This is a genomic window from Anaplasma phagocytophilum str. Webster (genome assembly GCF_000964685.1).
Classification (GTDB): Bacteria; Pseudomonadota; Alphaproteobacteria; order Rickettsiales; family Anaplasmataceae; genus Anaplasma; species Anaplasma phagocytophilum.
In genome coordinates this window covers 1-26,983 of sequence record NZ_LANS01000001.1, presented here as the reverse complement: position 1 = coordinate 26,983, position 26,983 = coordinate 1, and the positions used below count along the sequence as shown (strand labels likewise).

General features: G+C 42.0%; 18 protein-coding genes, 1 tRNA gene and 3 pseudogenes. 17 read left to right on the top strand and 5 right to left on the bottom strand.

Annotated features, from left to right (window positions below; all coding sequences use genetic code 11):
- The first annotated feature begins 376 nt into the window (after positions 1 to 376).
- The 7 genes and pseudogenes from APHWEB_RS00095 to APHWEB_RS06170 all read left to right on the top strand — a co-directional run bounded on the left by APHWEB_RS00095 (position 377) and on the right by APHWEB_RS06170 (position 9,671).
- Complete coding sequence (locus APHWEB_RS00095; RefSeq protein ID WP_011450578.1) at positions 377 to 1,759, top strand: HGE-14 family type IV secretion system effector; 1,383 nt, start codon at positions 377 to 379, stop codon at positions 1,757 to 1,759.
- Positions 1,760 to 2,979: 1,220 nt separating this feature from the next.
- Positions 2,980 to 4,458, top strand: coding sequence for an HGE-14 family type IV secretion system effector (locus APHWEB_RS00090; protein WP_020849275.1), 1,479 nt, complete (start codon positions 2,980 to 2,982; stop codon positions 4,456 to 4,458).
- Positions 4,459 to 4,984: 526 nt separating this feature from the next.
- Entirely contained in the window at positions 4,985 to 5,233 is a 249-nt protein-coding gene (locus APHWEB_RS00085) for an HGE-14 family type IV secretion system effector (protein ID WP_133121361.1), read from the top strand.
- A gap of 32 nt (positions 5,234 to 5,265) precedes the next feature.
- Positions 5,266 to 6,612, top strand: a complete 1,347-nt coding sequence (locus tag APHWEB_RS00080; protein WP_020849276.1) for an HGE-14 family type IV secretion system effector — start codon at positions 5,266 to 5,268, stop codon at positions 6,610 to 6,612.
- 73 nt (positions 6,613 to 6,685) lie between these two features.
- A pseudogene (locus APHWEB_RS00075) lies at positions 6,686 to 9,022 on the top strand (APH_0455 family type IV secretion system effector); the annotation flags it as partial.
- 220 nt (positions 9,023 to 9,242) lie between these two features.
- Positions 9,243 to 9,437, top strand: a complete 195-nt coding sequence (locus APHWEB_RS00070; RefSeq protein WP_045890449.1) for a hypothetical protein — start codon at positions 9,243 to 9,245, stop codon at positions 9,435 to 9,437.
- Positions 9,438 to 9,506: 69 nt separating this feature from the next.
- Positions 9,507 to 9,671 (top strand): hypothetical protein, encoded by a 165-nt coding sequence (locus APHWEB_RS06170; RefSeq protein WP_011450581.1) that lies wholly within the window; start codon positions 9,507 to 9,509, stop codon positions 9,669 to 9,671.
- Positions 9,672 to 10,159: 488 nt separating this feature from the next.
- Here the strand turns inward: APHWEB_RS06170 and APHWEB_RS00065 are convergent, their stop codons facing one another.
- Together APHWEB_RS00065 and APHWEB_RS00060 are read right to left on the bottom strand one after the other, a co-directional pair.
- Positions 10,160 to 11,611, bottom strand: coding sequence for an HGE-14 family type IV secretion system effector (locus APHWEB_RS00065; protein WP_011450582.1), 1,452 nt, complete (start codon positions 11,609 to 11,611; stop codon positions 10,160 to 10,162).
- 234 nt (positions 11,612 to 11,845) lie between these two features.
- Positions 11,846 to 13,237, bottom strand: coding sequence for an HGE-14 family type IV secretion system effector (locus APHWEB_RS00060; RefSeq protein ID WP_020849278.1), 1,392 nt, complete (start codon positions 13,235 to 13,237; stop codon positions 11,846 to 11,848).
- A gap of 578 nt (positions 13,238 to 13,815) precedes the next feature.
- On the opposite strand from APHWEB_RS00060, the gene APHWEB_RS06165 reads away from it, so the two are divergent.
- Together APHWEB_RS06165 and APHWEB_RS00055 are read left to right on the top strand one after the other, a co-directional pair.
- The gene (locus APHWEB_RS06165) at positions 13,816 to 13,965 is read left to right on the top strand and encodes a hypothetical protein (RefSeq protein WP_155237129.1); all 150 of its coding nucleotides are present in this window, start codon (positions 13,816 to 13,818) and stop codon (positions 13,963 to 13,965) included.
- Between the two features lie 246 nt (positions 13,966 to 14,211).
- Positions 14,212 to 14,424 (top strand): hypothetical protein, encoded by a 213-nt coding sequence (locus APHWEB_RS00055; RefSeq protein WP_152538981.1) that lies wholly within the window; start codon positions 14,212 to 14,214, stop codon positions 14,422 to 14,424.
- A gap of 1,220 nt (positions 14,425 to 15,644) precedes the next feature.
- On the opposite strand, the pseudogene prfB reads toward APHWEB_RS00055, so the two are convergent.
- From prfB to ssb, 3 genes and pseudogenes are all read right to left on the bottom strand, one after another.
- Positions 15,645 to 15,797, bottom strand: a pseudogene (gene prfB, locus APHWEB_RS06160) (peptide chain release factor 2); the annotation flags it as partial.
- Positions 15,770 to 16,075 (bottom strand): preprotein translocase subunit YajC, encoded by a 306-nt coding sequence (locus tag APHWEB_RS05870; RefSeq protein WP_020848879.1) that lies wholly within the window; start codon positions 16,073 to 16,075, stop codon positions 15,770 to 15,772. The gene APHWEB_RS05870 and the pseudogene prfB, both read right to left, overlap by 28 nt.
- A gap of 511 nt (positions 16,076 to 16,586) precedes the next feature.
- Positions 16,587 to 17,066: a single-stranded DNA-binding protein gene (gene ssb / locus APHWEB_RS00045; protein WP_011450589.1), complete on the bottom strand. Its 480-nt coding sequence runs from the start codon at positions 17,064 to 17,066 to the stop codon at positions 16,587 to 16,589.
- A gap of 1,010 nt (positions 17,067 to 18,076) precedes the next feature.
- On the opposite strand from ssb, the pseudogene APHWEB_RS00040 reads away from it, so the two are divergent.
- From APHWEB_RS00040 to APHWEB_RS00005, 8 genes and pseudogenes are all read left to right on the top strand, one after another.
- Positions 18,077 to 18,723 (top strand): annotated as a pseudogene (locus APHWEB_RS00040) (PCRF domain-containing protein); the annotation flags it as partial.
- Positions 18,724 to 19,125: 402 nt separating this feature from the next.
- Positions 19,126 to 20,511, top strand: a complete 1,386-nt coding sequence (locus APHWEB_RS00035) for a malonyl-CoA decarboxylase (RefSeq protein WP_011450593.1) — start codon at positions 19,126 to 19,128, stop codon at positions 20,509 to 20,511.
- Between the two features lie 25 nt (positions 20,512 to 20,536).
- Entirely contained in the window at positions 20,537 to 21,988 is a 1,452-nt protein-coding gene (gatB, locus tag APHWEB_RS00030; protein WP_011450594.1) for an Asp-tRNA(Asn)/Glu-tRNA(Gln) amidotransferase subunit GatB, read from the top strand.
- 163 nt (positions 21,989 to 22,151) lie between these two features.
- Complete coding sequence (locus tag APHWEB_RS00025) at positions 22,152 to 22,826, top strand: exodeoxyribonuclease III (RefSeq protein WP_020849575.1); 675 nt, start codon at positions 22,152 to 22,154, stop codon at positions 22,824 to 22,826.
- Between the two features lie 860 nt (positions 22,827 to 23,686).
- A tRNA-Asp gene (locus APHWEB_RS00020) sits at positions 23,687 to 23,760 on the top strand.
- Between the two features lie 56 nt (positions 23,761 to 23,816).
- Positions 23,817 to 24,632, top strand: coding sequence for an enoyl-ACP reductase FabI (fabI, locus tag APHWEB_RS00015; RefSeq protein ID WP_202805309.1), 816 nt, complete (start codon positions 23,817 to 23,819; stop codon positions 24,630 to 24,632).
- 215 nt (positions 24,633 to 24,847) lie between these two features.
- Positions 24,848 to 26,227, top strand: a complete 1,380-nt coding sequence (dnaA, locus tag APHWEB_RS00010; protein ID WP_011450597.1) for a chromosomal replication initiator protein DnaA — start codon at positions 24,848 to 24,850, stop codon at positions 26,225 to 26,227.
- 398 nt (positions 26,228 to 26,625) lie between these two features.
- On the top strand, positions 26,626 to 26,838 hold the full coding sequence (locus tag APHWEB_RS00005; RefSeq protein WP_152538981.1) for a hypothetical protein: 213 nt from the start codon (positions 26,626 to 26,628) through the stop codon (positions 26,836 to 26,838).
- The last annotated feature ends 145 nt before the right edge of the window (positions 26,839 to 26,983 follow it).

Below are 26,983 nucleotides of genomic sequence, written 5' to 3'. Positions count from 1 at the left end.
TATTATTTTCTACAGGAGTTTGTCGTTATTAGTGTCTTGTCCCATAGATAAGCACTGTGGGTTAGTCTCTTTTGTTTTTGCCTTGTACTATTGCAGGGATTAATGAAAGTTTTCAATTGGTCATCTGGTTATTCACGCTGGCTATTTTCTATTAGGATATGACTAGTAGCGCACGTGTTATTTTACCTAAGCAACTTTTACCGTTCCACACATACATAGCAATTCTCCTTTGCGTGCGATTGCAATGAAAAAGGACTTTTTCGTAATTTTTTATTAAAAAATTAGTAGCATTTGTGGTACACCACTTCTATTCTAAGATGAATATTATTAAATATTTAATAATATATGAGTATGTGGGTGAGTGATGTAGGCGATTATGGACATTCTCAATGGTGATAGAACTTCTTCGGATTACAGAAATACTGTGTGTTACTATATTAGAGCGGGGAAAGTTTCGCTATGTGATTTGATGGAGGTTCTCAGTGACAGCATTGGGGAGTTGCAGAAGGTATTTGTTTGTGCATGTTCTAAAGATGAGAAGTTCTCTCTCCTGGCAGATAAGATGTCCTTTGTGCAATCAATAGTTGCACGAAAAGACGGGATAGTTATCTATTCAATAGGCGGGATATTGGCACAAGATCATAGCGTCTTAGATTTTCTATATGACACATTGTTTTCATGTATAACGGCTACTTGTAATAAGGACCTGAGTGAATTTACGAGCCCGTTACTTTTTCGCGATAGTATACGTGTACAAATGCTCGAAGCATGTGCGCTCCTGGTAAATATCATCTCAATATATCACTGCTTTGTACAAACCTATGCTCCTAGACATACTATTGTGCCCAGAGATAATGATGATGAAACTGTTTTGCATGTACAGCTTGCATTAAGTGCATATCTAAATGCGCTACATGCTGCGAAAAGCTATTACTACCTAATGTCTGTGGTGCCTAAAGGGGAGAAAATGGCGCTTTCACGGTTTATTTTGCATAATGCAGAATTAGCGCTCAAGGTGAGTGAGCTAGTTGATGTAGACGTACCTTTTTTTTACAGGCCCCGGATTGGACACTTGCTATATACTATGATGGACACTATTGAGAATTCATATTCCATATCGAGGCCTGATGCACTTACTGATGAGGAAAAAGTTTTACACGTTTCCCTCGCAACTGAAGCACGCATTGTATTTAATTTCTACATGAATCGTTATGTTACTGAGAGTGAAGCTGCATGTTCAATACAAAGTAAGACAAGCCCGGTTGTGAAGGCTTTGATCGGGGCTGTGGGTTGTATGTTCTTGTTATGTAGGGAATGCTTATTACAGGCAAAATTAGATAATTCTCTTACCCGTGACATTAAGAGTTGTATTACAATTTTACGCGATGAGGTTTATCCAATAGTATTTTCCTATGAGAATGAGCTTGTGAGTACTTCTGCTCTGGCTTGTGTTGTCCCCATACATTTATCTCACGCTACTAAAAAGCTGAAAGCTATTTCACTAGATTTATTATTAAACTCAGCGGAGTCGGTTGCTTTATACAATATAGCATCTCTATACCTTGAAAAAGCATCCTCCGCGTGGAATATAGAGGCTATAAAATATAGAGCGATGCTCCCACTATACTTATTTCCAAATAAGAAAAAACAAACAACTAACACTACTACGTTTACCGGTGCTCCACTAGGAACTCCTCAAATTACTTCTTCGCAGCAGGTGTTTTATGCTACAGATTTGGATCTTACAAGAAAGATATAGCAGAGCTGCTAAAACGTCTTTTTATTGTGTTATTTACGCAGGAAATATTTGTATTACAGGAATAACTTGATAGTAGTCATTTAACCTAAAACGAATGTTTTTATGGTAGAGAGTAGGGATGCTTTGTATTGTTTTTTCCTTTAGTGGAGAATCTATAGGAGCTTTAGTAGCAGAGAAGTCACCAAGGTGCTTATTATATACTAGTATTGGTAATTTTACGGCTCTACACTAGGAGCACAGTTGCGTTTAATATAGCAAAGTAGAGAAAAAAAGAAATATTTTGAGGTACGGCTGTTTCTAAAGCTCTGGAAGGTGCTGTGTATAGGGTATAGCAGGAGGCAAAACTTCTTGTTCTTTCATGCTGCAGACAAGAAAAGATTGCACATACGGTTGGTTCAAGAAGTTTGATGCTTAGGTATAGGCGATGCTAAAGCTCTGACGTAATATGAAGTTCATCATACAGCTCTAGTAGGTAGAGTATTGAGGTTAGATAGATGTGGCAGAATATGAATACCTCTTAGCACGTTAATTAGAATGGGTGTTTTTGCTGCTATACATTTTCTAATGGTGGCAGCTAATGTCCTCAGTCTGCGTCTCTTTTCTAGTGTTCCTATACTGTGTAGTTTAGCTTGGACGCTCTTGACAAACATGCTGGGTACCCTTGGAAAATACTATAACGGTAGGCTTTATTGTTATGGCTCATAAGGCGCGAGAAAATATTAGGAATGCATAGTAGGCACAAGAGCTACGTGCGTACGTCGTACAATGCTTCATAAGGTTATGTGCTCTTCAGAGTATAATAACTGAGAGTTCTGTGTTTTCAATCTTGCTCACAAGAAATAAGGCATAGGTTGTGTTTTCAGAAGAAGTTATCTTCTAGCAATGCCGTTGTGCAAAGAGGTAGTATATTCAGATATGCATGTGCTTACAGTTGCTTCCTGAAGAAATAAACGAGAACGCAAGCATGGTCAGTTTACCACCAATCCGGAGTATTCTACTAACTATTCTCACTCCTTAAAACGTTGATAATTTTTCGTGTTGATACGTTTTAATAACTACTATGCGCATGTGATTATTAAGAGTCATACCATGCATCAACACAAGTCCTATAGGCCATATAGTGGCTTATATCACTATTTATTAAAAAATCAATAATATTGAACTGTACAGCGCTGATATGATACAATTGTGGGGTGTGATACCTTGCAGAGTTAAATAAGATGCATACGCCACGTACATTCACAAGTGCGCTTGACTATGGCTATACTTACAGTGGAACCGCTTCTACTGTGTATAAAGACACTGTATGTGCTGCAATAAGAATAGGGGCCATTTCACAAGAGGATTTTCTTGGGATCCTGCGTAGATGTGTGCTCGAATTACGCGAGACGTTTGAACTTGTCGCCCAAGCAGATCCAGAGGTTGCTGATCTTGTAGCGAGGATGGCATACATCGAATCTCTAGTGGATGATGAGAGGGCAAGAGGCAGTGAGCCACAAGAAGATGTAGTGCGGCAATTGAATCTCATGAACCTGGTGAATCACCTCTATGATGCGCTGTATGCATGTGTTGCAGCAACTTGCAATCATGAGATGTTTAGAAACCCTGACTTTGTTGGGCGTGGAATGCAGCTACAAATGGCTAAAGGATGCGCTATCCTGGTGAATGTTGTTTCCATGGTACACTGCTTTGCTAATGATGCTGATCCTCAGGCTCACACTGAAGATGTAGCGTGTGATAAAGAAGTAGTATCTAATATCAATCTGTCTTTAAATGCGTATCTCAATACAAAATGTATAGCTATAGTTAGATGCTTAAATCCTGCGCTGAGTGCTGAAAATCAAGAATATGGAAGGAGCGCTTTTCGTGTAGTTCGACACAATGCAGAGCTTTTGCGGAAAGTTGCTGAGTTGGTTGATCATAGCATACCGAATTGTTTCCGTCATTATACTCAGAGTTGTTTTGGCACTTTAAGTGAGGTGATTGACTCATGCTCATCTGAATGTGAAGAGATTTTGCAAGGCGACGAAATAGCATGCATGAGGATACTGTTGTCTTCTGAAGCGAGTGAAGCTTGTTTTGATGATCTTTCGCGGTATGTAAACAGATCAGAAGTTGGCAGTGCCGTTAAACATCGTAGCAGTTCATGTACATATGCTTTGATAAGGGCTATTGGTTGTTTGCTATTGATATATAGAGAATATGCTGCTTCAGAAAGCGCAAACCATCCTTTTGCTTGCAGCATTAAGCGCTGTATTGAAATTCTACGTGACAGCGTTTACCCGAAAGTGTCCTGCCATGAATGGGGAGAAGAGAAAGGATCTAATGTAGCATATGAGACACACCTACGCATGTGTCGAGCCGCTGATGAGCTGCAAGCCGTTGCGCCAGAGCTGCTACTAAGTCCTCATATATCTGGTGAATTGCACCAAAAGGCATTGTGTTGCCTTAAAGAAATGTCATGTGCTTGGAAGTCAGCTAACAGTGAACATTTCAGTGTTCCTGAAGAGGGAGAATCTTCGTCTCGTCATCCCTCGATATCGCTCTCAACAGAGCAAGCAACATCAGTCTCAACTTCAGCTCCAGCATCAGTATGTGCTAGTTCCGTACTGGAAGAGGCACGCATCAGCTCCCCTAGATCATTACGAACTCCTAGAGGGGATATCGAGCCACCTGTTAAACGAGCGCGAAGCGCATAGTCTTTCGCCAATATCTAGGTATTTAGCGTTCTATATGCAGATATGGCGCTGAAGACATTGGGTTAGTCATGTCTTGTAATTTGTAGCAGTGGAATGTCTTATGCAAAGAGGGTTACTGCCGGGATATTCCGTTGCATGAAGCACGCAAGAAAGCGGTAATACAAATCTGCATATCGATTTCAGATTATAGAGAAGGGATGCCCCATTGGTTGTGTAGTTAGGTTTTATTACGGTTTATTGAAATCTAGCATAACGTAAGCTATTTCTCTTGTAGAAGGCATTTCTGACACATGTGACCAATATAAAACAGCAATGCTTCGGTAGGTATTTGCAAGGAAATACTATATGGTTGCTGCCAATTTAGGTTTGTAATATAGGCATGCCGCTATTATTGGTTGTGTAGTGCATCAAAACAAAACGCCTCATTCTATGGGCATTACTATTTATTAAAAAATCAATAATATTGAGCTGCATCACAGCGGTATGCTACACTTTTAGAGTGTGAAGTTGTTTAGTGGTTAATGAGATGCATACGCCGCGTATATTCACCAGTCCAGCTATGTCTGGATATGCCTACAGTGGTCTCTCTTCTACAGAATACAAAAATTCTTTATGTAGAGCCATAACCTCTGGTTTAATGGCGTATGATGAATTCCTGAAGGTTCTGCGTGAATGCGTGGCAGAGTTGCGCAATACGTTTAGCGAGATACGGGGTGTAGATGCTGTGTTTGCGAAGCATGCTGATAGGGTAGAGCTGCTTGCAAGCTATTTTTAGATGAAGAGGGTACTGCAAGCGCAGACCCTGCAGTGCGAGAGAGGGTATTGCACACCATAATCCATAGTGCATATGATATGCTGCATGACTGTGCCACGGCGCAGTGCAACAAAGAAGTGCCGCGGTTCATGGATCCAGACTTCACGAGGCGTGAAGTACACCTACAAATCGCTAAGGTATGTGCTATCCTGGTGAATGCTATTACCATGGCAAACTGCTATGTCAGAACCATAGCCGAGGCGTCTGACAGTGCAATAGGTGAGGCTGATGAGCATAGTGCGTTTCATGCCAACATGGCTTTAAGTGCATACGTAAATGCAAAATTTTCAGCTTTAAGCAGATGTTTAAATTATTCTCCGGGTCCTGAGGAAACTAAGCGTAGAAAGGCTATTCTACGTGTGGTGAGGCATAACATAGAGCTTTGTAATAAGGTTGCTGAGCTAGTTGATCCGGAGATTCCATATTGTTTCCGTGATCGTACGGTGAGTTGCTTAAACAGTATGCTTGATGCAGTTGGGTCTACCTCGGCTGAATGCGAAGAGATGGTGAGTGATAACGATAGTGCAAAGAACCGCCTAGCTCTCGCTAAAAAAGCGAGAACAGGTTTTTTACACCATTTCAAGACATATAAAAGTTTAGGACTGAGCGTTGCTTTTAAAAGTTTCAGGCATGACAAGTATGTGCAAGCTTTAGTGTATGCAATTGGTAGTTTATTCTCAATGCACAGAGTATATGCTTCCACGGGTAATACAGGGCATGTTGTTGCGAGTAAAATTGAGCATTGTCTTCAAATGTTGCTTACTCTCTATAAATATAAGGTCAGAAGAGCGGGAGCTTCAGAATATACGGCACAAGAATTATATTTGGACATGTGTACTGTCTATGATGAGATTCAGGAATGCGTTACGCGAGGTCTACTATTAAATCCCCAGACAGAAGTTGGGTTCTGTAGTGCTATGTTGGGGTATCTTTCGGCAATGATTGGTATTTGGGAAAAGAAGTACGAGAGATATTTCAATAATATTAGGCAGACTGAGGGTTCGCCTAGTCAACCCTCAACATCTGGACTAGGAAGTGCTGGGGCTGGAATAGGAGGATCACAAGCTTCCTATACGCTACCTCATGATCCAGGGCATATGCCCTCTTCACCTAGTCAACCCTCAACATCGGGATTGGGAGGTAATCCTGCTGGACAGGGAGCACTGCAAGCTCAGGCACCTTGTGGTCCGTTGCAAGATTATTCGTATGCACAACCCTCAACATCAGGATTAGGAGGTGCTAGTTCTACGCTGGAAGGAGCACAGGTAGTCTCTCCTAGATCACAAACTCCTAGTGATGATGAACTTGAGCCTCCTAGTAAACGATCACGAAGTGCATAATCTTTAATATTGAGCTGCGTCACACCGGTATGCTACACTTTCAAGGTGTGAAGTTGTTCCAGTGGTTAATTAGATGCATATGCCTCGTATATTCACTACTCCAGTTATGTCTGGATATGCCTACAGTGGTTGCTCTTCTGCGGAATATAAAGAAACTGTATGTAATTCAATAATGACTAATTCCAGGCCATATGCTGCATGCCTGCAGGCTATACGTCAATGTATGCTGGAATTGCGCGATACGTTTGTCAAGCTCCGGGGTGTAGATGTCGTGTTTGCGGCAGCTGATAAGATAGACAGTATTAACAGCTGTATAACTGCTGCAGAAGGTGCTTCAAGCGCAGAACCGGGGGTGTTGTATAGTTTGATCAATCGGTTGTACGACGCGTTGCAGGACTGCATCACGGCGCAGTGCAACAAAGAAGTGCCGCTGTTCATGGATCAAGACTTTATTAAGCGTAAGGCACACCTACAAATAGGCAAGGCATGTGCTATCATAGTGAATGTTATTGCTATAGTGAACTGCTGTGCCAGAACTATTGCCACGAGGTTTACTGGTGCAGTGAGTAGTGAGCGTAGAGATGGTAGTGCATCTCATACAGTGACAGCTTTAAGTGCATACTGCTATGTAAAATTTTCAGCCTTAAGTAGATGCTTAAATTCTTCTTTGGATTCTGAGGAAACAGAGAATATAAAGGCGATTTTGCGCGTAGTGCGGCATAACATAGAGCTTTGCAGTAAGGTTGCTGAGTTAGTTGAGCCTAATACACCGCGTTTTTTCCGTCATCGTACAGAGGCTTGCTTGGACAGTGTTATTGATGCTATTGAGACTAGTGCAGCTGCATGTGAAGCGATGGTACGTAATAATGAAAGTGCACGCCTGCGTCTAGGACTCTCTAGAAGAGCGATGGCAAATTTTCTCTACTATTTAGAGGCATATGTTGAAGGTTTAGGAGTTCACAGTTTTGATTTACGACTCAAGCGAGAAAGGTATCGGGGTGGTGCTTTAGTGCATGCAGTAGGTGGTTTGTTCTTGATGTATAGAGTATACGCTTCCACCGGTAATGTAGATCATGTTGTTGCAGGTAGGATTGGGCATTGTCTCCAGATTTTGTGTGCTTTATATAGCAGAAGAAGGGAGCTCGGGGCATACAGGGCTCGCAAATCATTTTTAGACATGTGCCATGTCTATGAGGAGATCAATGAGCATATTACGGAAGATGCGCTATTAATTCCACAGATAGAAGTCAAGTGGCGCAATACAGCATTGCGGTATCTTTCAGTAATGATGAATATTTGTGACAAGAAATACGGAAGATATTTCAATGCTGTTGAGCAGACCGGTGCTGCACCTAGTCAACCCTCGACATCAGGATTAGGGAGTACTAGTGCTGGAGTGGAAGGAGCACAAGCTATCAGTGTCCCACTACGTGTTCTTGAGCGTATACCCATACCCTATGGTGCGCCGTGGGATCAACCCTCAACATCAGGAATGGGGGGTACTGCTGGAACGGGAAGTCAACAAGCTTCGCATATTCCACCACATGATCCAGGGATGATGCCCTATTCGTATGCACAACCTTCAACATCGTGGGATCAACCCTCAACATCAGGGTTAGGAAGTGCTGCTGGAATGGGAAGTCAACAAGCTTCGCATATTCCACCACATGATCCAGGGATGATGCCCTATTCGTATGCACAACCTTCAACATCGTGGGATCAACCCTCAACATCAGGGTTAGGAAGTGCCGCTGGAATGGGAAGTCAACAAGCTTCGCATATTCCACCACATGATCCAGGGATGATGCCCTATTCGTATGCACAACCTTCAACATCGTGGGATCAACCCTCAACATCAGGGTTAGGAAGTGCTGCTGGAATGGGAAGTCAACAAGCTTCGCATATTCCACCACATGATCCAGGGATGATGCCCTATTCGTATGCACAACCTTCAACATTGTGGGATCAACCCTCAACATCAGGGTTAGGAAGTGCCGCTGGAATGGGAAGTCAACAAGCTTCGCATATTCCACCACATGATCCAGGGATGATGCCCTATTCGTATGCACAACCTTCAACATCGTGGGATCAACCCTCAACATCAGGGTTAGGAAGTGCCGCTGGAATGGGAAGTCAACAAGCTTCGCATATTCCACCACATGATCCAGGGATGATGCCCTATTCGTATGCACAACCTTCAACATCGTGGGATCAACCCTCAACATCAGGGTTAGGAAGTGCCGCTGGAATGGGAAGTCAACAAGCTTCGCATATTCCACCACATGATCCAGGGATGATGCCCTATTCGTATGCACAACCTTCAACATCGTGGGATCAACCCTCAACATCAGGGTTAGGAAGTGCCGCTGGAATGGGAAGTCAACAAGCTTCGCATATTCCACCACATGATCCAGGGATGATGCCCTATTCGTATGCACAACCTTCAACATCGTGGGATCAACCCTCAACATCATGGGATCAACCCTCAACATCAGGATTGGGAGGTACTGCCGGACAGGGAGCTCAACTCGTTCCCCCCCCCCCCTCATATTCTACTACGTGTCCTAGAGAATGTTCCTTATCCATCTAGCCAATTCTCAACATCTGGGCTAGGAGGTACTAGTACTGGAATGGGAAGATCACAAGCTCCCTATGTGCCACCTCAGGATCAAGGGATTATGCCTTATTCGTGGGATCAACCTTCAGCATCAGGATTGGGAGGTGCTAGTTCTACGCTGGAAGAAGCACAAGTTAGCTCTCACAGACCACGAACTCCTAGTGATGATGACTCTGAGCCACCAAGTAAACAGGCGCGAAGAGCATGATCTTGGAACGTAGGTGTTCAGTGCTTATATATGAAGATCTGCCGTTGCTGAAAACGTTATGCTAGTTATGTGGAGCGCATTCATAGCAGTTGTACGTATCACGAAATCAAAGTAAGGCAGTTCTTTGATGCGACATTTGAGAAACAGCTGCTACAAATCAGTATCGATTCCAGTGATACAGGGTTTTCGTATCAAAATCTTATGCTGCTTATAGTGGTGCGGGGAATGGGATAAGATAAGAAATGTAGTGCGATAGCCATATATATTCTTCTTGTAGGGAAGATCTATTGCAGAGTTGCGTTAAGATAGAACAGTGAGATAGGTAATATACGTTGCATAAGTCAAGTTTATCTAGGATTTGAGACTTTATGTCCTTGAGAGAATATGTTGTATTAGCTATTTCCTTGCTATGTGAGTGCTTTTAGTACGGACAGCTCAAAGCGGGCACGAAGTAACACACTGTTTCCTCTTTTTTCAATACAATTGGTTTTTTATGCCACGGTTACGTATGCTGAGAATAATTCTAGAAGGCATAGGTGGCGCTTGGATGCTTCATAGCTAAGAAATGCTATAGGATCGAAAAATACGAGCCGACCATATGTGGTGACGGTGTATGAAAGTATGATGCGTCTACCGCAGTTTCGAAATGAGTATGCCTCAGACTGTATATAAAGAGAAGCCCACAATAAGGCATGATGCTAAGAGCATACTCGAGAGAAAGATTATACGGACCGCGGGCGTTTTTGAGGAGGCTGCATAAGTTCACTTTCGTTATTTGATTGTAGTGGGGAGGTTACAAGTAAGTCTTGTAGTATAGAACTAGTGCTTTCCTGCCCCGAGGTTTCCATATCAGAAGAAGAGTGTGCTTGTTCTACGTCGTGTTTAGATTTCCAAAGACGTTCCGCCTTCTCTAGATGATTCAGTGCCGTTTCGTGTAACTCAGTAGTAATCGATGGATTTAATAGTAGGCTCGCCCTGATGCATTTTAGGCCTGCAATTGCTTCACTAAGGTGTAACTGTACTGCATGATTTGTGCTTTGTGATGGACTAAGTGCATCCTCCATTTCGGAAGCATGTATACTTGAGTAAACTTTGTCGCGTATGAGCCTAATACAACGCTCAATATGGCTCGCATAAGGATGCTCTTCAGCGCTTACAGAAGAGTATTCCCTTCGTATAAGGCACAAGCCACCCAATCCACTAACCAAATCTTGCACAATATTTGTATTGCGATTTTTAAGAGAGCTATCCGTACGGAGTGCATCATGGTCCAGCGTGCGGAGAGCATAACGGTTTAGCTGAGATCTAAGCATGATATATGATTCACTACTCAGGGCTCTACGCGATGATACAATACCATCGTTTATGTGAGTTCCTAATCGGCTACAGGTAGAAGATAAACGGCTGATCGTGCTAAGTAGGGTATTCAAGCAATGTTCTGTACTTGACCGGTGCAAAAATGGGCCGTCTTCATCAAGCAATTCGGAAACTCTTATGAGAAGCTCAGAGTTATGTAGTATTGCATTGGAAAATGCCTTTATTTCTTCTTCAGGCACTTCAGCTAGCATACAAGAGCGACGAGTGGCTGACTGAACAGCGTCTATGTACGCGTTAACTGCCAACTTGATATCCATTACGGGATGTGTGCTGGTCTCCTCGCTCGTAACTGGAGATTGAGAAGTGCTAACCAATACAAAGTAGCGACACATCATGATGATATTGACTAGCAAGGCAACTGCCGTAGCCGCATGTAGATGCAAACCATGTTCTGTATGTGTAGGGCTAATAAACCTACCTGGTTCAGAATTGCAGGTGGCAGTAACACAAGCGTACAGCGCATCGTACAGCAAATTAAAGACACCATGCACTTGCGCTAAAATTGCCTCTTCTGCTGTTGGGTCTTTGCTACTACCAGCATTTTTGGTTATTAAGAGCAGTTTTATAGCAGCAACTCTTGCAGCAATAGAAGAAAATTCTGGATCTAAAGAGAACGCACGGTCTAATGTTTGCTGCAAAGCTTCAATATTGCAGAGTAGGATTTTTGAGAAATCTACGGGGGAAAACACTCTAGTATAAATCCCGGCGCATATGATATCCTTATATGCAGAGGAAGTCTCAGCAGTATAAGAATACTTGAAGCCATGTGTGCCACTACATACAGTGAGCATGTGCATATTAGTTAATAATGTAATGCACTGTAGCGCGAATGTTATATACTTTCAAGAGTATTAACTCATAGAGTATACGCTCAAAAGTAATGGCTTTATGAGATGCTAGGATGAAATCCATTTGTTAGTAATAAGGTACTTTGCTTCTTCCTGATGAACAGTAAGGGGAGAAAAATTTTAGTAGGCCTACATCATCCAAGTGATTGCTGCAATTAGCAGGTTGCATGCGTTTACTCTTCGCTATGATAAAGGAGAGATTATTGTGTTACGTCTATTGCGGTACGCACTCAAGGGGCATCTATCACGCTCTAAACTTGAACATCCTGCAACAACATTATCGGTTTGTAACGATGATGAGGGAGCTGTGTAGATATGTTGTGTATTTATTGCATTCCACCGACAAGCTAAGGAGTTTAAATATTGCATTGATTCCGTATGGAAGTGAACTGATTTCTCAGGGTCTATCATCAGATTGGGGTCTATAACTTCCATTTCTTCTATAGCTTTGGTCATTAGCCTTCGCACTCTGTGGAAGTGATATGCTGACTTATCATCCTCTTCTAACCCTCTGGTAATTTGCGGGTAAATGTTATCTCGTACGAGGGCAAGGCAGTGGTGAAAGCTCAGAGCATAGGGATGATCTGTATCGTTTACCTCTTCATACAAGCCATACATCTTATGCAAACACCCGGTAGTACCCACAAAATCTCTAATATTCTCATCAAGTTCCTTTTCTGTATTAAGTGTTGTGATGCACTGGCCGGCAATGTAGTTCCTAAGGCAAGTATCTAGTATACTATGCGCATTTCCCGCGAGGTTAAGGAGCAACGTTATATCCTTGTCATCCACAAATATTGATGCGTACGTCCTATTCAAAGAGTTCATCCCAGAAATTATGATGCCAACGCATTGATGAACATAATGTTTCACATAAGCAGGTGTGTTTTCGTCTAGAAGTCCAGCAGCTTTACGCGCAAGTCGCAGATTACTTTTTACCGCATATGGAGGCAGGAGACAGGATAGAGAATGAGTGTTATCGGCGGATTTAAGTTGTTTCTCAAGCAATTTATATGCATAAGAGTATGCGTATTTTGAACTATCCAGTAAAGAACATAAGGCTTGTTGTGTTTTGTTCCCGGTGTGTCTCATAGCAAGTTTGTGATGGGATGTTTCCAGTGTTTGAGGACTTTTCTCGGCAATAATATTTTGGTGATTATATATTACGGTAGTAAGCATTTCGCTCACCAGGGTAACGTTGTATACAAATCTGTAATGCTCGGTTACGTTGTCGTGATAAGGGGAATAATTCTTGTATACAATTGACATGCAAGTAACCAACGTTGAGTAAAGTTTTTCTAAAACAGCATTGTCTTGCGATAGAGAATCCGTAAGTGAAACACGCCCGCCACTGTCTTTGCTCCTTCCCCAATATGCGGATACTAGAAGCAGGTCATCACTAGCCGTTACAAGTTCCGGAACACCAACGGATATCTTTCCTAGTTTCGCATAGGCCTCCTGCACATAATACATGATAACCCTAGCAACTCCGTCATTTTGCGCGAGTAACTTACCCACGGTTTTGAGACATATAGCGTCACCATACGTATACGAGCTTCGCACGGAATGAGACATGATCTCCTCACGCTGTATTTAAATTTTAATTTTTTAGATTAATAAATAAGCATACTTAATTAGTTTATTCATTAAGCATCTTGCAAGACATTTATTAAGTTCTTAGGTATTAGCGAAGGTGGTGCGGGATTGTAAGAATATGTTTTTTGTAATGAGAAATATTTGCTTGTTGTGAAAAGCTATGATGCAAGTATATGGATATGAGATCTGATGAAATTCTGTTGCAAATGGTGCTTTGTCAGCGTTGTGAAATGTAAGCTTGGAGCTCGATATGCGTAAGGATTGAGAGCAAGGTTATACGTGTGAATATATGCTGAAATTTTTTAGTGGGGTTGTGCTTACATATGTCTAAGATTTAATTCCTGCATTAAATGTGAGCATTTGCTTTAAGATTTTCTATACAGGTGTAGATGGAGCTGTAGCGGCATATTTTAGCTGTTCTAGCTCTTTTGAGATTCTGAATTTTTTGAATGTAGTAGGAGGGGTGTGAGTTGAGGGTATATGACGCATGTGCTGCGATCTTCTAGGTATGTTGTGAGGTATGCAGCTATGGTTACTGGTGTGAAAGGGGGGGGGATTTGGGGTGCATACAGCCGTATCTAGTTCTGGGTTATTTCAAGACATATCTACGTGGAGTAGGTATAGATCCTGAAGCACTGAGAGCTGGGGTGTATTGGAAGTTAATACTGCAGACTATATCCTCCGGGCCGCGAAATAACGGCTTGTAATCGTTCATTTGAAAATTCATACTGAGAACTGTCTGTAACGCCTAGACAGAGGCCTGCTCATGGTCATATGCAGGGTGTGTCGTAATGTGTTGCTGAAAACGTATACTATGTGCGAGTAAGTGATTTTGGGGGTATATCTACGGATAGTAGGTATAGGCCTTGATACGCTGAAAGCAGGATGTATTGGAAGTTAATACTGCAGACTATATCTTCCAGGCTGTGAAATAACGGCTTATGGTTGTTTATGTGAGAATTAGTACAGTAACTGCCTATTCCTCTAATTATGGTCGTATGCAGGGTATGTCGCATGTGATTTTAGGGCTGTATCTAGGGAATAATCCTGATACACGTAAGTCTGGAAATTCATACAGAAACTGTATCTTATGTACTGGGAATCTTATAGCTATTTCCGTTAAATTCGCAATGCATTCTCGAGGAAGTAAAATTGCCTTAAGGTGAATACGCAAACTATACGAATAGCGGGTGATTTTTGAGAGCACCTTCTAAGAGTATGCATAGGTCTTGATACTTAGAAAAAAAAGTATGGTGTACTGGAGATTAATGCTGCAGACCATAATGTTATAGAATCATGAAGACTACTATAGGTCTGTATGAAGAAGTTATAAAAAATAAAAGCACATCATCTTGATAACGCAGCAGCAATATTTTCAATTATTATCCATAACTGTGGGCCAGTTTTCAAAGTGGGTAAACCCCTTTTTACGAACCAAGAGCCCGACAGCTAGCCCATCAGACACAGCTTCCACACATATGCACATTCTAGTCTTTCATAAAGCTTAGTACCTTTCCAGGCTGTGAAGTAACGGCTTATGGTTGTTTATGTGAGAATTAGTACAGCAACTGCCTATTCCTCTAATTATGGTTGTATGCAGGGTGTGTTGTAATGCATTAGGTAAAGGAGCATACTATGTGATAGTAAGTGCTTTTAGGGCTGTATCTAGGGAATATCCTGATACACGTAAGTCTGGAAATTCACACAGAAACTGTATTTTTGCACGGGAATCTTATAGCTATTACTGTGAAAGTGGCGATACATTCTCGTAGAGGTCATAATGCATTTTAGGTAAAGGCACAAACTATAAGAAAACAATATGTGGTAGAGGCATTTTATAAGATGCTAGAGGATTTAAGCGTGCTTTATAAAGCAGAAGTTTAAATACTGACTACGTTGTGTTCAACACTACATTGTTTGTCGCGATGATGTACGTGTAGAATACTACAAAGCGTAGTTCTCTATAAAAGCGGGTTGTACCGCAGTATTATGTTCTCCTGAAAGTCTGTAGTTAGTCTCTTACGCCCTACGAGGTCAGCACTATAGAGAACTGTTTTGACAATAGTGACGTGCGCATGGAATGCAACAGTGCACATCCATGTTATTAGTTCTGCACATAATAATCTTCTTCAGTGTGGGCTGTACCCGTACTGCTATATTATGTTCTTCGGTTTGTATATTGCTATCTTGTCCCATAGGTAAGCACTATAGCTAACTGTTCGGAGAATAGGGATATGCGCATGGAATGCAACAGTGCACATCCATGTTATTAGTTCTGCACATAATAATCTTCTTCAGCGTGGGCCATACCCGTACTGCCGTATTATGTTCTCAAGTGATTTTGCGTATCGCTATCCTATCCCATAGGTAAGCACCATGGAATATTTTAAGATCCAGATCGCTGTACCTTGGCAAGAGATCCACGCATGAGAGCCGCAGTGATAAAAGCGTCTAAGTCTCCATTCATTACTGCATCTACATTGCCAGTTTCATGTCCTGTACGTAAGTCCTTCACCATACGATATGGATGCATTTTATATAGGGCCAGCATGCCATTACATGGGAGCTTAACGATTCTAATATGTGTACAGCCTCGTAAAAACAAATACAGGTGTAAACTAGTGGATTATTGCCAGTTTTATCACCCCTTTTTAAGCTTTCTAAAAGCTTGTTACGTTCCTCGAGTTTCTTTTGTTGGGGAGGTATTACCAGAAAGTAAAAAATACCGCATATTGGAAGTAGGGGGATAAAACCAGCAGTAGAAACCCAGATTCCAGCATTAGGTGCCGAAGTAGACGAAAGATCTGCAGCAAACATCAGTAAACGCAAGCATTAATCTTATAGAGCATTTGTACCCTGACCTGAATTTCTACGGATGGGCCCTGAGGCCAGGAGAAGTTTTATAAAGGTGTGCTATATACCTAATCACACTCCCAACTAAACCTATAACTACATACAAGTGTTACCGCTTATAATACTCGGTTAGTAGGGCTTTTTGTAGCTTGGATTACAAGTTATCTATAAGGTATAGTGGCGCTGTCTCAGAAGTTTACTCAGGTAGGTAAGAAGATACGAGGCATGGTTGTGACCATGCCGGGAAAGGGCATAGATGTGTGGGTCATATGGGAATTCTCTAGTGGTAAACAACATGGGAACGGTTAGCGTGTGGTTTCCTGTTTTGAGGTGAGCAAAGAGAAGGGCAGTCCGTTGTAAGCCACACTGAGTGCAAACCACAAAGAGCGTCAAACCTACACAATTAAGATGGTAGAAAAACCAGACACCCAGGTGCGCATCTTACACACTGCAACACTTGCTAGCAAATGCCCTGTTAGAAGGGAATTTCATCTACATCAGGATCAAGAAAATCCACGCCGCCGCCAAACGAACCAGCCTCTTCGCTGCTTGCTGGAGGAGCGCCTATGCTTGAAGCAGCAGCATCACCGGAGGACATTCCCTTGGGGTCAAGAAGACATAGAGTCGAATTAAAACCCTGGAGGACAACTTCGGTTGTGTAACGGTCATTGTTATTCTGATCCACCCATTTTCTTGTGCGTAGAGAACCTTCTAGGTAGACTTTACTACCCTTGCGTGCGCATGTCTTAACTACCTTCACGAGGCCTTCACTGAACACTACAATGTTATGCCACTCTGTTTTTTCAGTGCGCGAACCAGACGCTTTGTCCAGCCAGCTCTCGGACGTAGCAAGGGAGAAATTTGCCATTTCCTTCCCATTTTGCATAACTCTCACATCTGGGTCTTTTCCAAGATACCCAATCAAAATAACCTTATTGACTCCTATCGAGGACATAACCGCAAACGTAATAGAAAAACACCGGTAATACTAATCCTCTAATTCGTTTTATTCAAGTCTTTGTTATCGGAATTTCATGAATATTTTTATATAATTGATCTGCATTGCCCCTATCCGCGCTGGAAGCGATATTAAATAATTTTGATATTTAAGTACTGCTCTATGAGGACAAGGGGAATGTAACACACATAGCAGTTTTTTGTATAGGTTGGCTGGGTAGAGGAAGAAAACTTCTCTGCTTGGTGAGGAGTTTTTGAGCGTAAGATAAGGTATAGCTGTTGTATATTCCATGCGGCAAGGTAGAGGCTCTGCTGCCGACTACAAGAATGGTGTGTGTATTATTACAACAAGCCTCTTCCAGTATCTTTATTTTTACCACAAGGGTTTTGTATTGATATGGTTGAAATTACTTAGCATTGGTACGGCTTTATGTTAAGCCTTCAAACCTCGTTGTGTTCAATCAGTGACAGATAATAGAAATATAGAAAAACACATAGGGATAAAATTCTGAAGCACTATTCATGTAAATGCCACGCAGTAGTGCCGCGATATTCGGCTACTCGTGATTTCTGACGTAAAAAGCCATATTAATAGGTGTGAGATTAGCTATTAAGTTGGAATTTGTCTCTCTATTCTTTTAAAGTAATTTTACAAGTTTCTTGCCTAAGTTCCTGTAGTATTGATATTTTTCCAAACTTGGCGGAATATTAGGGGCGTATTAGTCGACTCAACGATGGATTAGTAATCGGTAACTTGTGCAATGCTATCTAGCGAGGTGTTTGGGGCTGGAATCTGCATTGGAGAGCCTGGATATAAAGTGCTTGTCACTTTCCTTATGGGATGCACAGGAAAGGAACAGCAGTCTTTAGTTTAAGATAGAGTATGCATGTTCTGGTGCACAAAATAACATTAGATATTTCAATCCCTTCTAAGCAATACCATTTTTTTTATAGCCTAGCGTCCAGCTACTGAACTCTCCTTTATTTTACATCTACTTTTTAGTGGAGGATGACGCTGAAAAAGCAAAAAGCTTGCTTAGTGAACGGTCGAGAGTGAGCGCCGTTCTCACATCTTTTCGTGTTTTAGAAAAAGAACATAAGGACTTAGCTGAATTAGCAGAAATGATTTCTGACAGTGATGACAGAGACTTTCTTGCAACGATAAATGCTGAGCTTCAATCCTTGAAGTTGCGTATCTCTCAGAAAAAGACTGAGTGCATGTTCTCTCACGAAGCTGATGCTAATAGTTGTTTCTTGACTATTCGTTCTGGAGCTGGTGGAACCGAAAGTAGCGATTGGGTTTGCATGCTTTTACGCATGTATACAAAGTGGGCTGAATCTTTTCATAAGTTTACTGTTGAGACTGTTGATTCTGTTGACGGTGAGGAAACAGGTCTGAAGGCTGTTACTGTGAAAATATGTGGTATTGGCGCCTACGGGTGGGCACGTACTGAAAGTGGTATTCATAGGTTAGTTCGCATTTCTCCCTTTGACCATGCTGCAAAACGGCACACCAGCTTCGCTAGTGTTGAGGTATCTCCTGTTGTGGATCATGAAATTGACATAAAAATTCTAGAAAAGGATCTTCGTATTGATACTTATCGTGCTTCTGGTGCTGGGGGCAGCATGTTAATAAAACAGAAAGTGCGGTCCGTAAGTTTAGCTGTTATCCCCACTTTTAGCTCATATTAAGTGTTATTTGAATGTTACTTTGGCTAATATTTTTTGGGGTAAGGGGCTTGTTTTTCGTAATTTTAAAGAGTATACACTTAATATGTGGCATCTTTGCATTATGTACACTCCAGTACGATACGCTTCTCCATAAACTTTGCTGCCGTGGTGGTAGTCTCCTCCGGAATGTAGTCATGGTGGCAAAAGATGCAACTTTGCCACTCAAGCGGTATAGCGTTAGGTGTAGTTTGGTAAGGGGAATAGTTGCCAGATGGTGCATTTTATACGCTTATCAAACTTCCTAGACGCTATGTTGTGAACTTTGATGTAGACGAAGCCTTGCAAATGTTATAGCATCAGCGGAATTAACCAGCCGCGCTTGCTTTGTGGAAAACTCCCTACTGAAGATAAAATACAGGACGATTAGCAGTGTAGTTAAGGTATTTGACGAGGTGACCGACGTTGTATTATCGTGGGTTGGTAATATAGGCAAAGACTTATCTAGGAAGCAAGATATAGACAATCTCTTGAGCAAGATGCGCGAGTGCGTAAGCCCAAAGGGAGGGGAAGTTAAGGCTAGATACAATACTATATCGTTGGGTAATCTTTATCTACAGCTGTCTGATGTGGGCAAGGCAAGGTTCTTGCGGATGTTGAACGATAGATTCAACTCTACACAGGAAGAAGTAGATAGCAAGATTAGTGAGTATGTTAATAATACAGACAGTGCTCTAGAAGAAAAGCTTAGATTCGAGCTGATTTCAGTTTTGTCCTCTCCTAGGCTGAGTATCTTAAAGCAGTTTATGTCCTTATCTGAAGGGGTGAAATTTCTTGTAGATATGAGGGCGGATGCTATTACGCTTTCGAGAAAGGGGGAGAATTTTTTCGCATTGGAGAGAGATCTAAAAGGAGTACTTTCTTCGTTATTTGATGTGGGCTTATTAGAGCTGCGTCACATCACTTGGGATTCTCCTGCGTCACTGTTGGAAAAGCTCATATTTTATGAAGCAGTGCATGCGATTTCTTCGTGGGAGGATTTGCGTCATAGGTTGGAGTCTGATCGCAGGTGTTTTGCATTTTTCCACTATAAGATGCCTCAAGAACCTTTAATATTTGTTGAGGTGGCATTGGTAAACGATGTTGCAAATAGTGTGCAGGCGTTGCTTGATGATAGTGCTCCGAAAAAGGATCCGTCTGAGGCTAAAGTTGCGATTTTCTACTCTATTTCCAATACGCAGGTTGGGCTTACTGGGATTAGTTTAGGCAATTTTCTCATCAAAAGAGTGGTGAGCAGGCTTTCCAGTGAGTTTAGTAACATTAAAACTTATGCTACTCTCTCGCCGATACCGGGATTTGTCAGGTGGCTCAATGAGGTTTTGGCATCAGATGGCGATGCGTTCTTGCGCAGTGTAGGTATATCTCATTCTGTTGAAGGGTTGCAAAGTTATATAAATTCCATTAGTAGCGATCCTAAGAGTATTCCTGTTGTGTCTCAGGAGTTATTGCTAAGGCTATGTGCGCACTATTTAAATACTAAGAGTGGTAGTAGGGTTATCGATCCTGTTGCTCATTTTCATCTTAGTAATGGTGCATCTATTAGGCGACTAAATTGGATGGCTGATACTTCTCAAAAGGGTTTGCTGAGTTCTTTGGGGATTATGGTTAATTACAGTTATGAGTTGTCTAAAATTGATGATAATCATGAGGCCTATGTTGTGCATGGGAAGGTCACATATTCTAGAGAAATAGCTACTCTTTTGAAGAAAAGTTGAGAAAAGACAAATGTAGGAGGGCGTGGTGTCTTGGATAATCAACGGTGCAAGCCATGATTGGGAGGTTGTAATTGGTCTTGAGGTACACGCACAGATTGTATCGAATAGTAAATTATTTTCGGGGGCCTCTACGGAGATTTCTGTAGATCCAAATTCGCACGTGGCATTGTTAGATGTGGCGATGCCGGGTGTTCTGCCAGTAACTAATGAGTATTGCATTGTTCAGGCGGTAAAAACAGCGCTTGCGCTTTCTTGCGAGGTGAAGAAATATTCAGTATTTGATCGAAAGAATTACTTTTATCCTGATCTTTCTTTTGGATATCAAATTACGCAATTTTACCATCCTATAGCTAAAAATGGCCACATAATGCTCGATGAATCTGCTGATAATAAGAAGATCGGCATTGCAAGGATTCATATTGAGCAAGATGCTGGAAAGAGCCTGCACGTTGGTGATAAGACGTGTATAGACTTTAATAGGGCAGGGGTTGCTCTGATGGAGATTGTTACAGATCCGGATTTACGGTCTCCGGAGGAGGCTGCCGAATATCTTAAGAAGCTGCGTATTATCTTAAGGTACATTGGTGCGTGTAGTGGTGATATGGAAAACGGTGCCTTGCGCTGTGATGCAAATGTTTCGGTACGTAAGGTAGGTGAGAGTGCGTTAGGAGTCCGCTCTGAGATCAAAAACTTGAATTCCATAAAGTATGTGGCTCAGGCTATAAAATACGAGGCTATGAGACACGTTGAAGTGCTGGAAAGCGGTGGTAAAGTGGAGCAAAGCACTCTTTTGTATGATGTTGACACTGGTACTACTAGGACTATGAGAAGTAAGGAGGATGTGTGTGATTATCGCTATTTTCCAGATCCTGACTTGCTTCCTTTGGAGATAACGGATGAGTTTATTGCGTCAATAAGAGATACGCTGCCTGAGCTTCCTATGGCGAAGATGTCGCGGTACATGAATGATTTTTCTCTTTCGAGGTATGATGCAGTGATTCTCTCTTCTGATAGGGACGTTGCAGAATACTACGATGAGGTTATGCAGCGCAATTTGCCAGGGGACTTAGTTGCGGCATGGGTTACGGGTGAGCTTTTTGGAATGCTAAATAAGCGAGGCATGTGCATTAGTGATTCACCGGTACGTGCAGATGCCTTGGGAGATTTGCTGCGCTTAATGGTAGATGGGACTATTTCTGGCAAAATGGCTAAGCAGGTTTTTGCAACAATGTTTGAGACAGGAAAGTCAGCATCGAAGATAGTGGAAGAAGAAGGGTTACAGCAGATAGCAGATGAAGGGGTGCTTAGTGCTATGGTTGAGCGAGTACTTGAGAAAAACCCAGATAAAGTTCAGCAATATAAGCAGGGTAAGGAAAAGCTATTTGGATATTTTGTAGGACAGATAATGCAGGAAACAAAGGGCAGAGCGAATCCTGAAGTTCTCAATGCACTCATTCAGAGCAAGCTGAGTCAGTAGTAGTATTTTACTCTATTGATAAGCACTTTCGGGCTTGTTGTGTCTAGTGAAATGTGGAGTACTGGGAGATAGGCTCTAATTCCTATGTGCTTTTGTAGATGCTTGCAGGTGAGACTTAGCCACTTATGATGCAGGCACAGTCATCAATTCCTGCATCAGTGGCTTGACACAACTCTTTGATAATCTCAGCTTTCATCTACATCACCTTAAAAATAAGCAGAAGTGTCAGTATTGTTCTTGCGCACCTGCATCAGCGCTGTCAGAGCCAGAAACAAAGGAGTTGGAAAGCGCAGGAAGTTATTCATCTGAGGAATCAAGATATATAGAGTGTACACTGGGGTGTACTGGGAATAAGAAAATAAGAGTAGTGAGCGTCTACGTTCCCAACGGGCAGGAGGTAGAATCTGAGACGTTTTTCTATAAATTGAAATTCCTGGAACATCTGAAGGACAGATTGTTAAACATCATGAAAACAGAGGACTTCCTCATTGCTGGGGGTGACTTCAATGTTGCACCTGAAGAGATAGACGTGCACGATCCTAAAGCTCTTGATGGCAGGCTATGCTTTCATATTTTAGAGCGTGCTAAATTCAGAGAAATTCTAAATAACGGTATAGTGGATATTTTTCGCACTTTTGTGGGTATTGATAGAAAAGAGTTTAGTTGGTGGAATTACAGAGAAGGCGGATGGCAGAATAATAGAGGTCTTAGAATAGACGCTCTGCTATCTTCTCCTCAAATCGCTGATAAAGTTCTAGATTGTTCTATACTATCGAAGGTTAGAGGTTGGGATACTCCTTCGGATCATGCTCCGGTTATGGGCGACATAGATGTCTAATGTGGGTTCATGTGCTTAATTCTTGGTGCTATTTGGGGTTTTGATACGTATAAGTTGTGGGGTGTCTTGACTCTCTTATGAGGTGTTTTTAAGGTATTGCTCCTTTACAATTGATAGGTATGTATAAGGCAGCTTTTGAGGCATGTGTTCAGTACCTGACAATTGATTCAGGAGTCATCTAGCGGTGAGATAATGCGATTTTGGCAGGATCTATTAGACCTGTGTCTGCTTGGATCAGTGATTTTTCATTATGTACTGACGTGGAATAGATACAATTCGCTATTGTAGTACAATAGATACGTACTGTTTTGTCTCTAGATCCGCGATGGCTTTTTCATTCGCTCTTTTTCAGCTGCTTCATACTTTGCACTTAGATGGTTCAAAGCTAGATCTATAGCATCTATCTACTCTAATAGGGGGAGCGTGTTGTATTTGCTAGTGATTTGCGAAGAGGGACGACGGGTGAGAATATTCATGTGGATTGTACGCACCATGTACTAGAGTTGGAGTCAGTTATTAGATAAGCGAAGGTTGATAGTATTGAGGGCAAACCTTGTTCTCGGATAAATCTTTAGGGAGATTGAGAAGTAAAATGTTTCGCATTTGTTATGTTTATATGGTGCAGTAGGTTGTCAAACCCGCGACTATTTTTAGTACAGGTGTAATTTTTCTTAAAACTAGTAGAATTACAGTATGATACTTATTTTATGTAATTTTGAAGATATGTAGTTAGTGGGAGTTTTTTCGAGTTTTGTACTACATATGTATGCATAAGTTTGCCATCAATTTTAATTTGCATTTGATGCCAAAACTGTGATTGACAACATGGCTATGAGCCAGTAGCATTTCGCATGGTTGCTGGGGGTGTAGCTCAGTTGGTTAGAGCGCAAGCCTGTCACGTTTGAGGTCGCGAGTTCGAGTCTCGTCACTCCCGCGTTGTGTTTGTAGTAGGTATTGTTAGAAGTTTACGGGTGTTTTGTGCGTACCGGCATGCTCATGGAAGGAAAAAAGGGAGTCATCATTGGTGTAGCTAATGATAAGTCCTTGGCGTGGGGCATCGCGAAAGCTGTGTGTGCACAGGGTGCCGAGGTTGCTCTTACATATCTTTCAGAGACTTTTAAGAAAAGGGTAGATCCCCTTGCGGAGTCTCTAGGTGTTAAGTTGACGGTTCCGTGTGATGTATCAGATGCGGAATCTGTAGACAATATGTTCAAAGTTCTTGCTGAGGAGTGGGGTAGTCTGGATTTTGTGGTCCACGCGGTTGCATTTTCCGATAAGAACGAGCTCAAGGGAAGGTATGTTGATACTTCTCTGGGTAACTTCCTGACGTCGATGCATATATCGTGTTATTCTTTTACTTACATTGCGAGTAAAGCTGAGCCACTGATGACCAATGGTGGCAGTATTTTGACTCTCTCTTATTACGGTGCTGAGAAGGTAGTGCCCCATTACAATGTGATGGGCGTGTGCAAGGCGGCCCTCGAGGCAAGTGTTAAATATTTGGCGGTTGATTTGGGTAAGCAGCAGATAAGAGTTAATGCTATTTCTGCGGGGCCTGTTAGAACTTTGGCGTCTTCTGGAATTAGTGATTTTCATTATATACTGACGTGGAATAAGTATAATTCGCCGTTGAGGCGCAATACTACTCTTGATGATGTCGGGGGGGCTGCGTTATATCTGCTGAGTGATTTGGGTAGAGGGACAACTGGTGAGACTGTGCATGTGGATTGTGGGTACCATGTGGTGGGGATGAAATCGGTTGATGCTCCTGACATAAGCCGGGTGAAAGGCGATCATAGCGTGTGAGCGTTGGTAGCCTTGCAGTAAAAGTTTATAAGTGATTTTCCGTTTAGCGTGATGCTTGTTTTGTCTCTCGCATAGGGGGAGTGTGCTTTGAGATTGTGGTTAGTTTTTGAGCTTGTCTATTGTTGCGGAGGTAGCGATAGAGTAAGTCAAAGTTGTGATTTGGGTTTATCAAAATGATGGGTAATTCCGGGGCTACTGATTGTAATGTGGGTACTATGGATAGGGATAGTACCTATGACGGGCATTTGTCATGGCAGAGTGTTCAGAAAAAGTTACGGGATTTCTATGGCAGTGCAGCATATGATAGCTGGCTGAGTGCTTTGGTGTATTCTGGTTATGAAAACGGTAGAGTTATTCTTTTGGTGCCTACGCGGTTCATAAAGGAGTGGATTCTCGTGCATTACCTGGAGAAAATCCTTGAGTATTGGCGTGGGGAGAATAGCGCTGTTTACTGTATTGACATATGTGTTGCAGATGGTGCTGAGAGTAGCGTTCTGCAGGGTAATAGGGGTGTTTCGGTTAGGTCTACAGAGGCGCAGGAAGTTTCTTCTGTTAGTACATATGAACATTTGAGTTCGCCTTTGGATCCGAGGTTTACGTTTGATAATTTTGTTGTAGGGAAGCCGAATGAGCTAGCCTTTGCTGCGGCAAGGCGTGTAGCCGAGTCTTCGGAGCCAATTCCAGGGAGTAATCCGTTGTTTCTATATGGTGGTGTAGGTTTGGGTAAGACGCATCTTATGCATGCGATTGCCTGGTACGCGCTTGGGTCTCCTAGGAAGAGGAAGATAGCTTACCTATCTGCTGAGAAGTTTATGTATCAGTACGTTACGGCGCTGCGAAGTAAGGACATCATGTTGTTTAAAGAGCAGTTTCGTTCAGTAGATGTATTGATGGTGGATGATGTGCAGTTCATTAGTGGCAAGGACAGCACGCAAGAAGAGTTCTTTCATACATTTAACGCGCTTATAGATCAGAGTAAGCAGTTGGTGATTTCTGCTGACAGGTCTCCTAGTGATCTAGATGGGGTAGAAGATAGGATTAAGTCTCGATTGGGATGGGGGTTAGTAGCTGATATTAATGAGACTACTTTTGAGCTCAGGCTGGGTATATTGCAGCTGAAAGTCGAGAAGATGGGCATACACGTGCCAGATGAGGTACTTGAATTTCTTGCTAAAAACATTAAGTCTAATATCAGGGAGCTGGAAGGTGCTTTAAATAAAGTGGTCGCGCATTCTTCGTTGGTTGGGAGTAGTGTTACTGTTGAGCTTGCGAGTGACATTTTGTCTGATTTGTTACGTGCGAATCATAGATTAGTGACCATAGACGCTATTCAGAAGAAGGTGGCGGAGTTTTTTGGCATCAGGCTAGAAGACATGTATTCTGCGAGGAGGCTGAGGGCTCTTGCTAGACCAAGGCAGGTAGCCATGTATTTATCGAAAAGGCTGACGCAGAAGAGTTTGCCTGACATAGGCAAAAGCTTTGGTGGTAGGGATCATGCGACTGTTATTCATGCTGTCAAGCAGGTGGAAAAGTTTATAGATACTGATTCAAAGCTTGCGGGTGATATAAGTCTATTGATAAGGATGTTGAGGTAGGTCGGCGTAACGACAGAAGTGTGTGTCCTATGGTGGAGATATTGGGTGTATAGCTTTTGAAAAGATGTGCATGCGCTGGTATGTAGTAGTTTCAGGCGTATTTTCTGGAGGGGATAGGCGTATGCTTGCACCTGTGTAATGCCGTCTTTTTTGGCAGGCATAATGGCTTGTTATTTAGGTCTAGCAAATGTTGTTAGAGGTGAAGGTGGCAATGCATTGCATGTAAGTAAAATTGCCTTAAGGTGAATATGCAAACTATACGAAGAGCAGGTGCTTTTCAATAGCATCTTCTAAGGGTATGCATAGGTCTTGATATATAGAAAAAGTATGGTGTACTGGAGATTAATGCTGCAGACTATATCTTCCAGGCTGTGAAATAACGGCTTATGGTTGTTTATGTGAGAATTAGTACAGTAACTGCCTATTCCTCTAATTATGGTCGTATGCAGGGTATGTCGCATGTGATTTTAGGGCTGTATCTAGGGAATAATCCTGATACACGTAAGTCTGGAAATTCATACAGAAACTGTATCTTATGTACTGGGAATCTTATAGCTATTTCCGTTAAATTCGCAATGCATTCTCGAGGAAGTAAAATTGCCTTAAGGTGAATACGCAAACTATACGAATAGCGGGTGATTTTTGAGAGCACCTTCTAAGAGTATGCATAGGTCTTGATATATAGAAAAAGTATGGTGTACTGGAGATTAATGCTGCAGACTATATCTTCCAGGCTGTGAAATAACGGCTTATGGT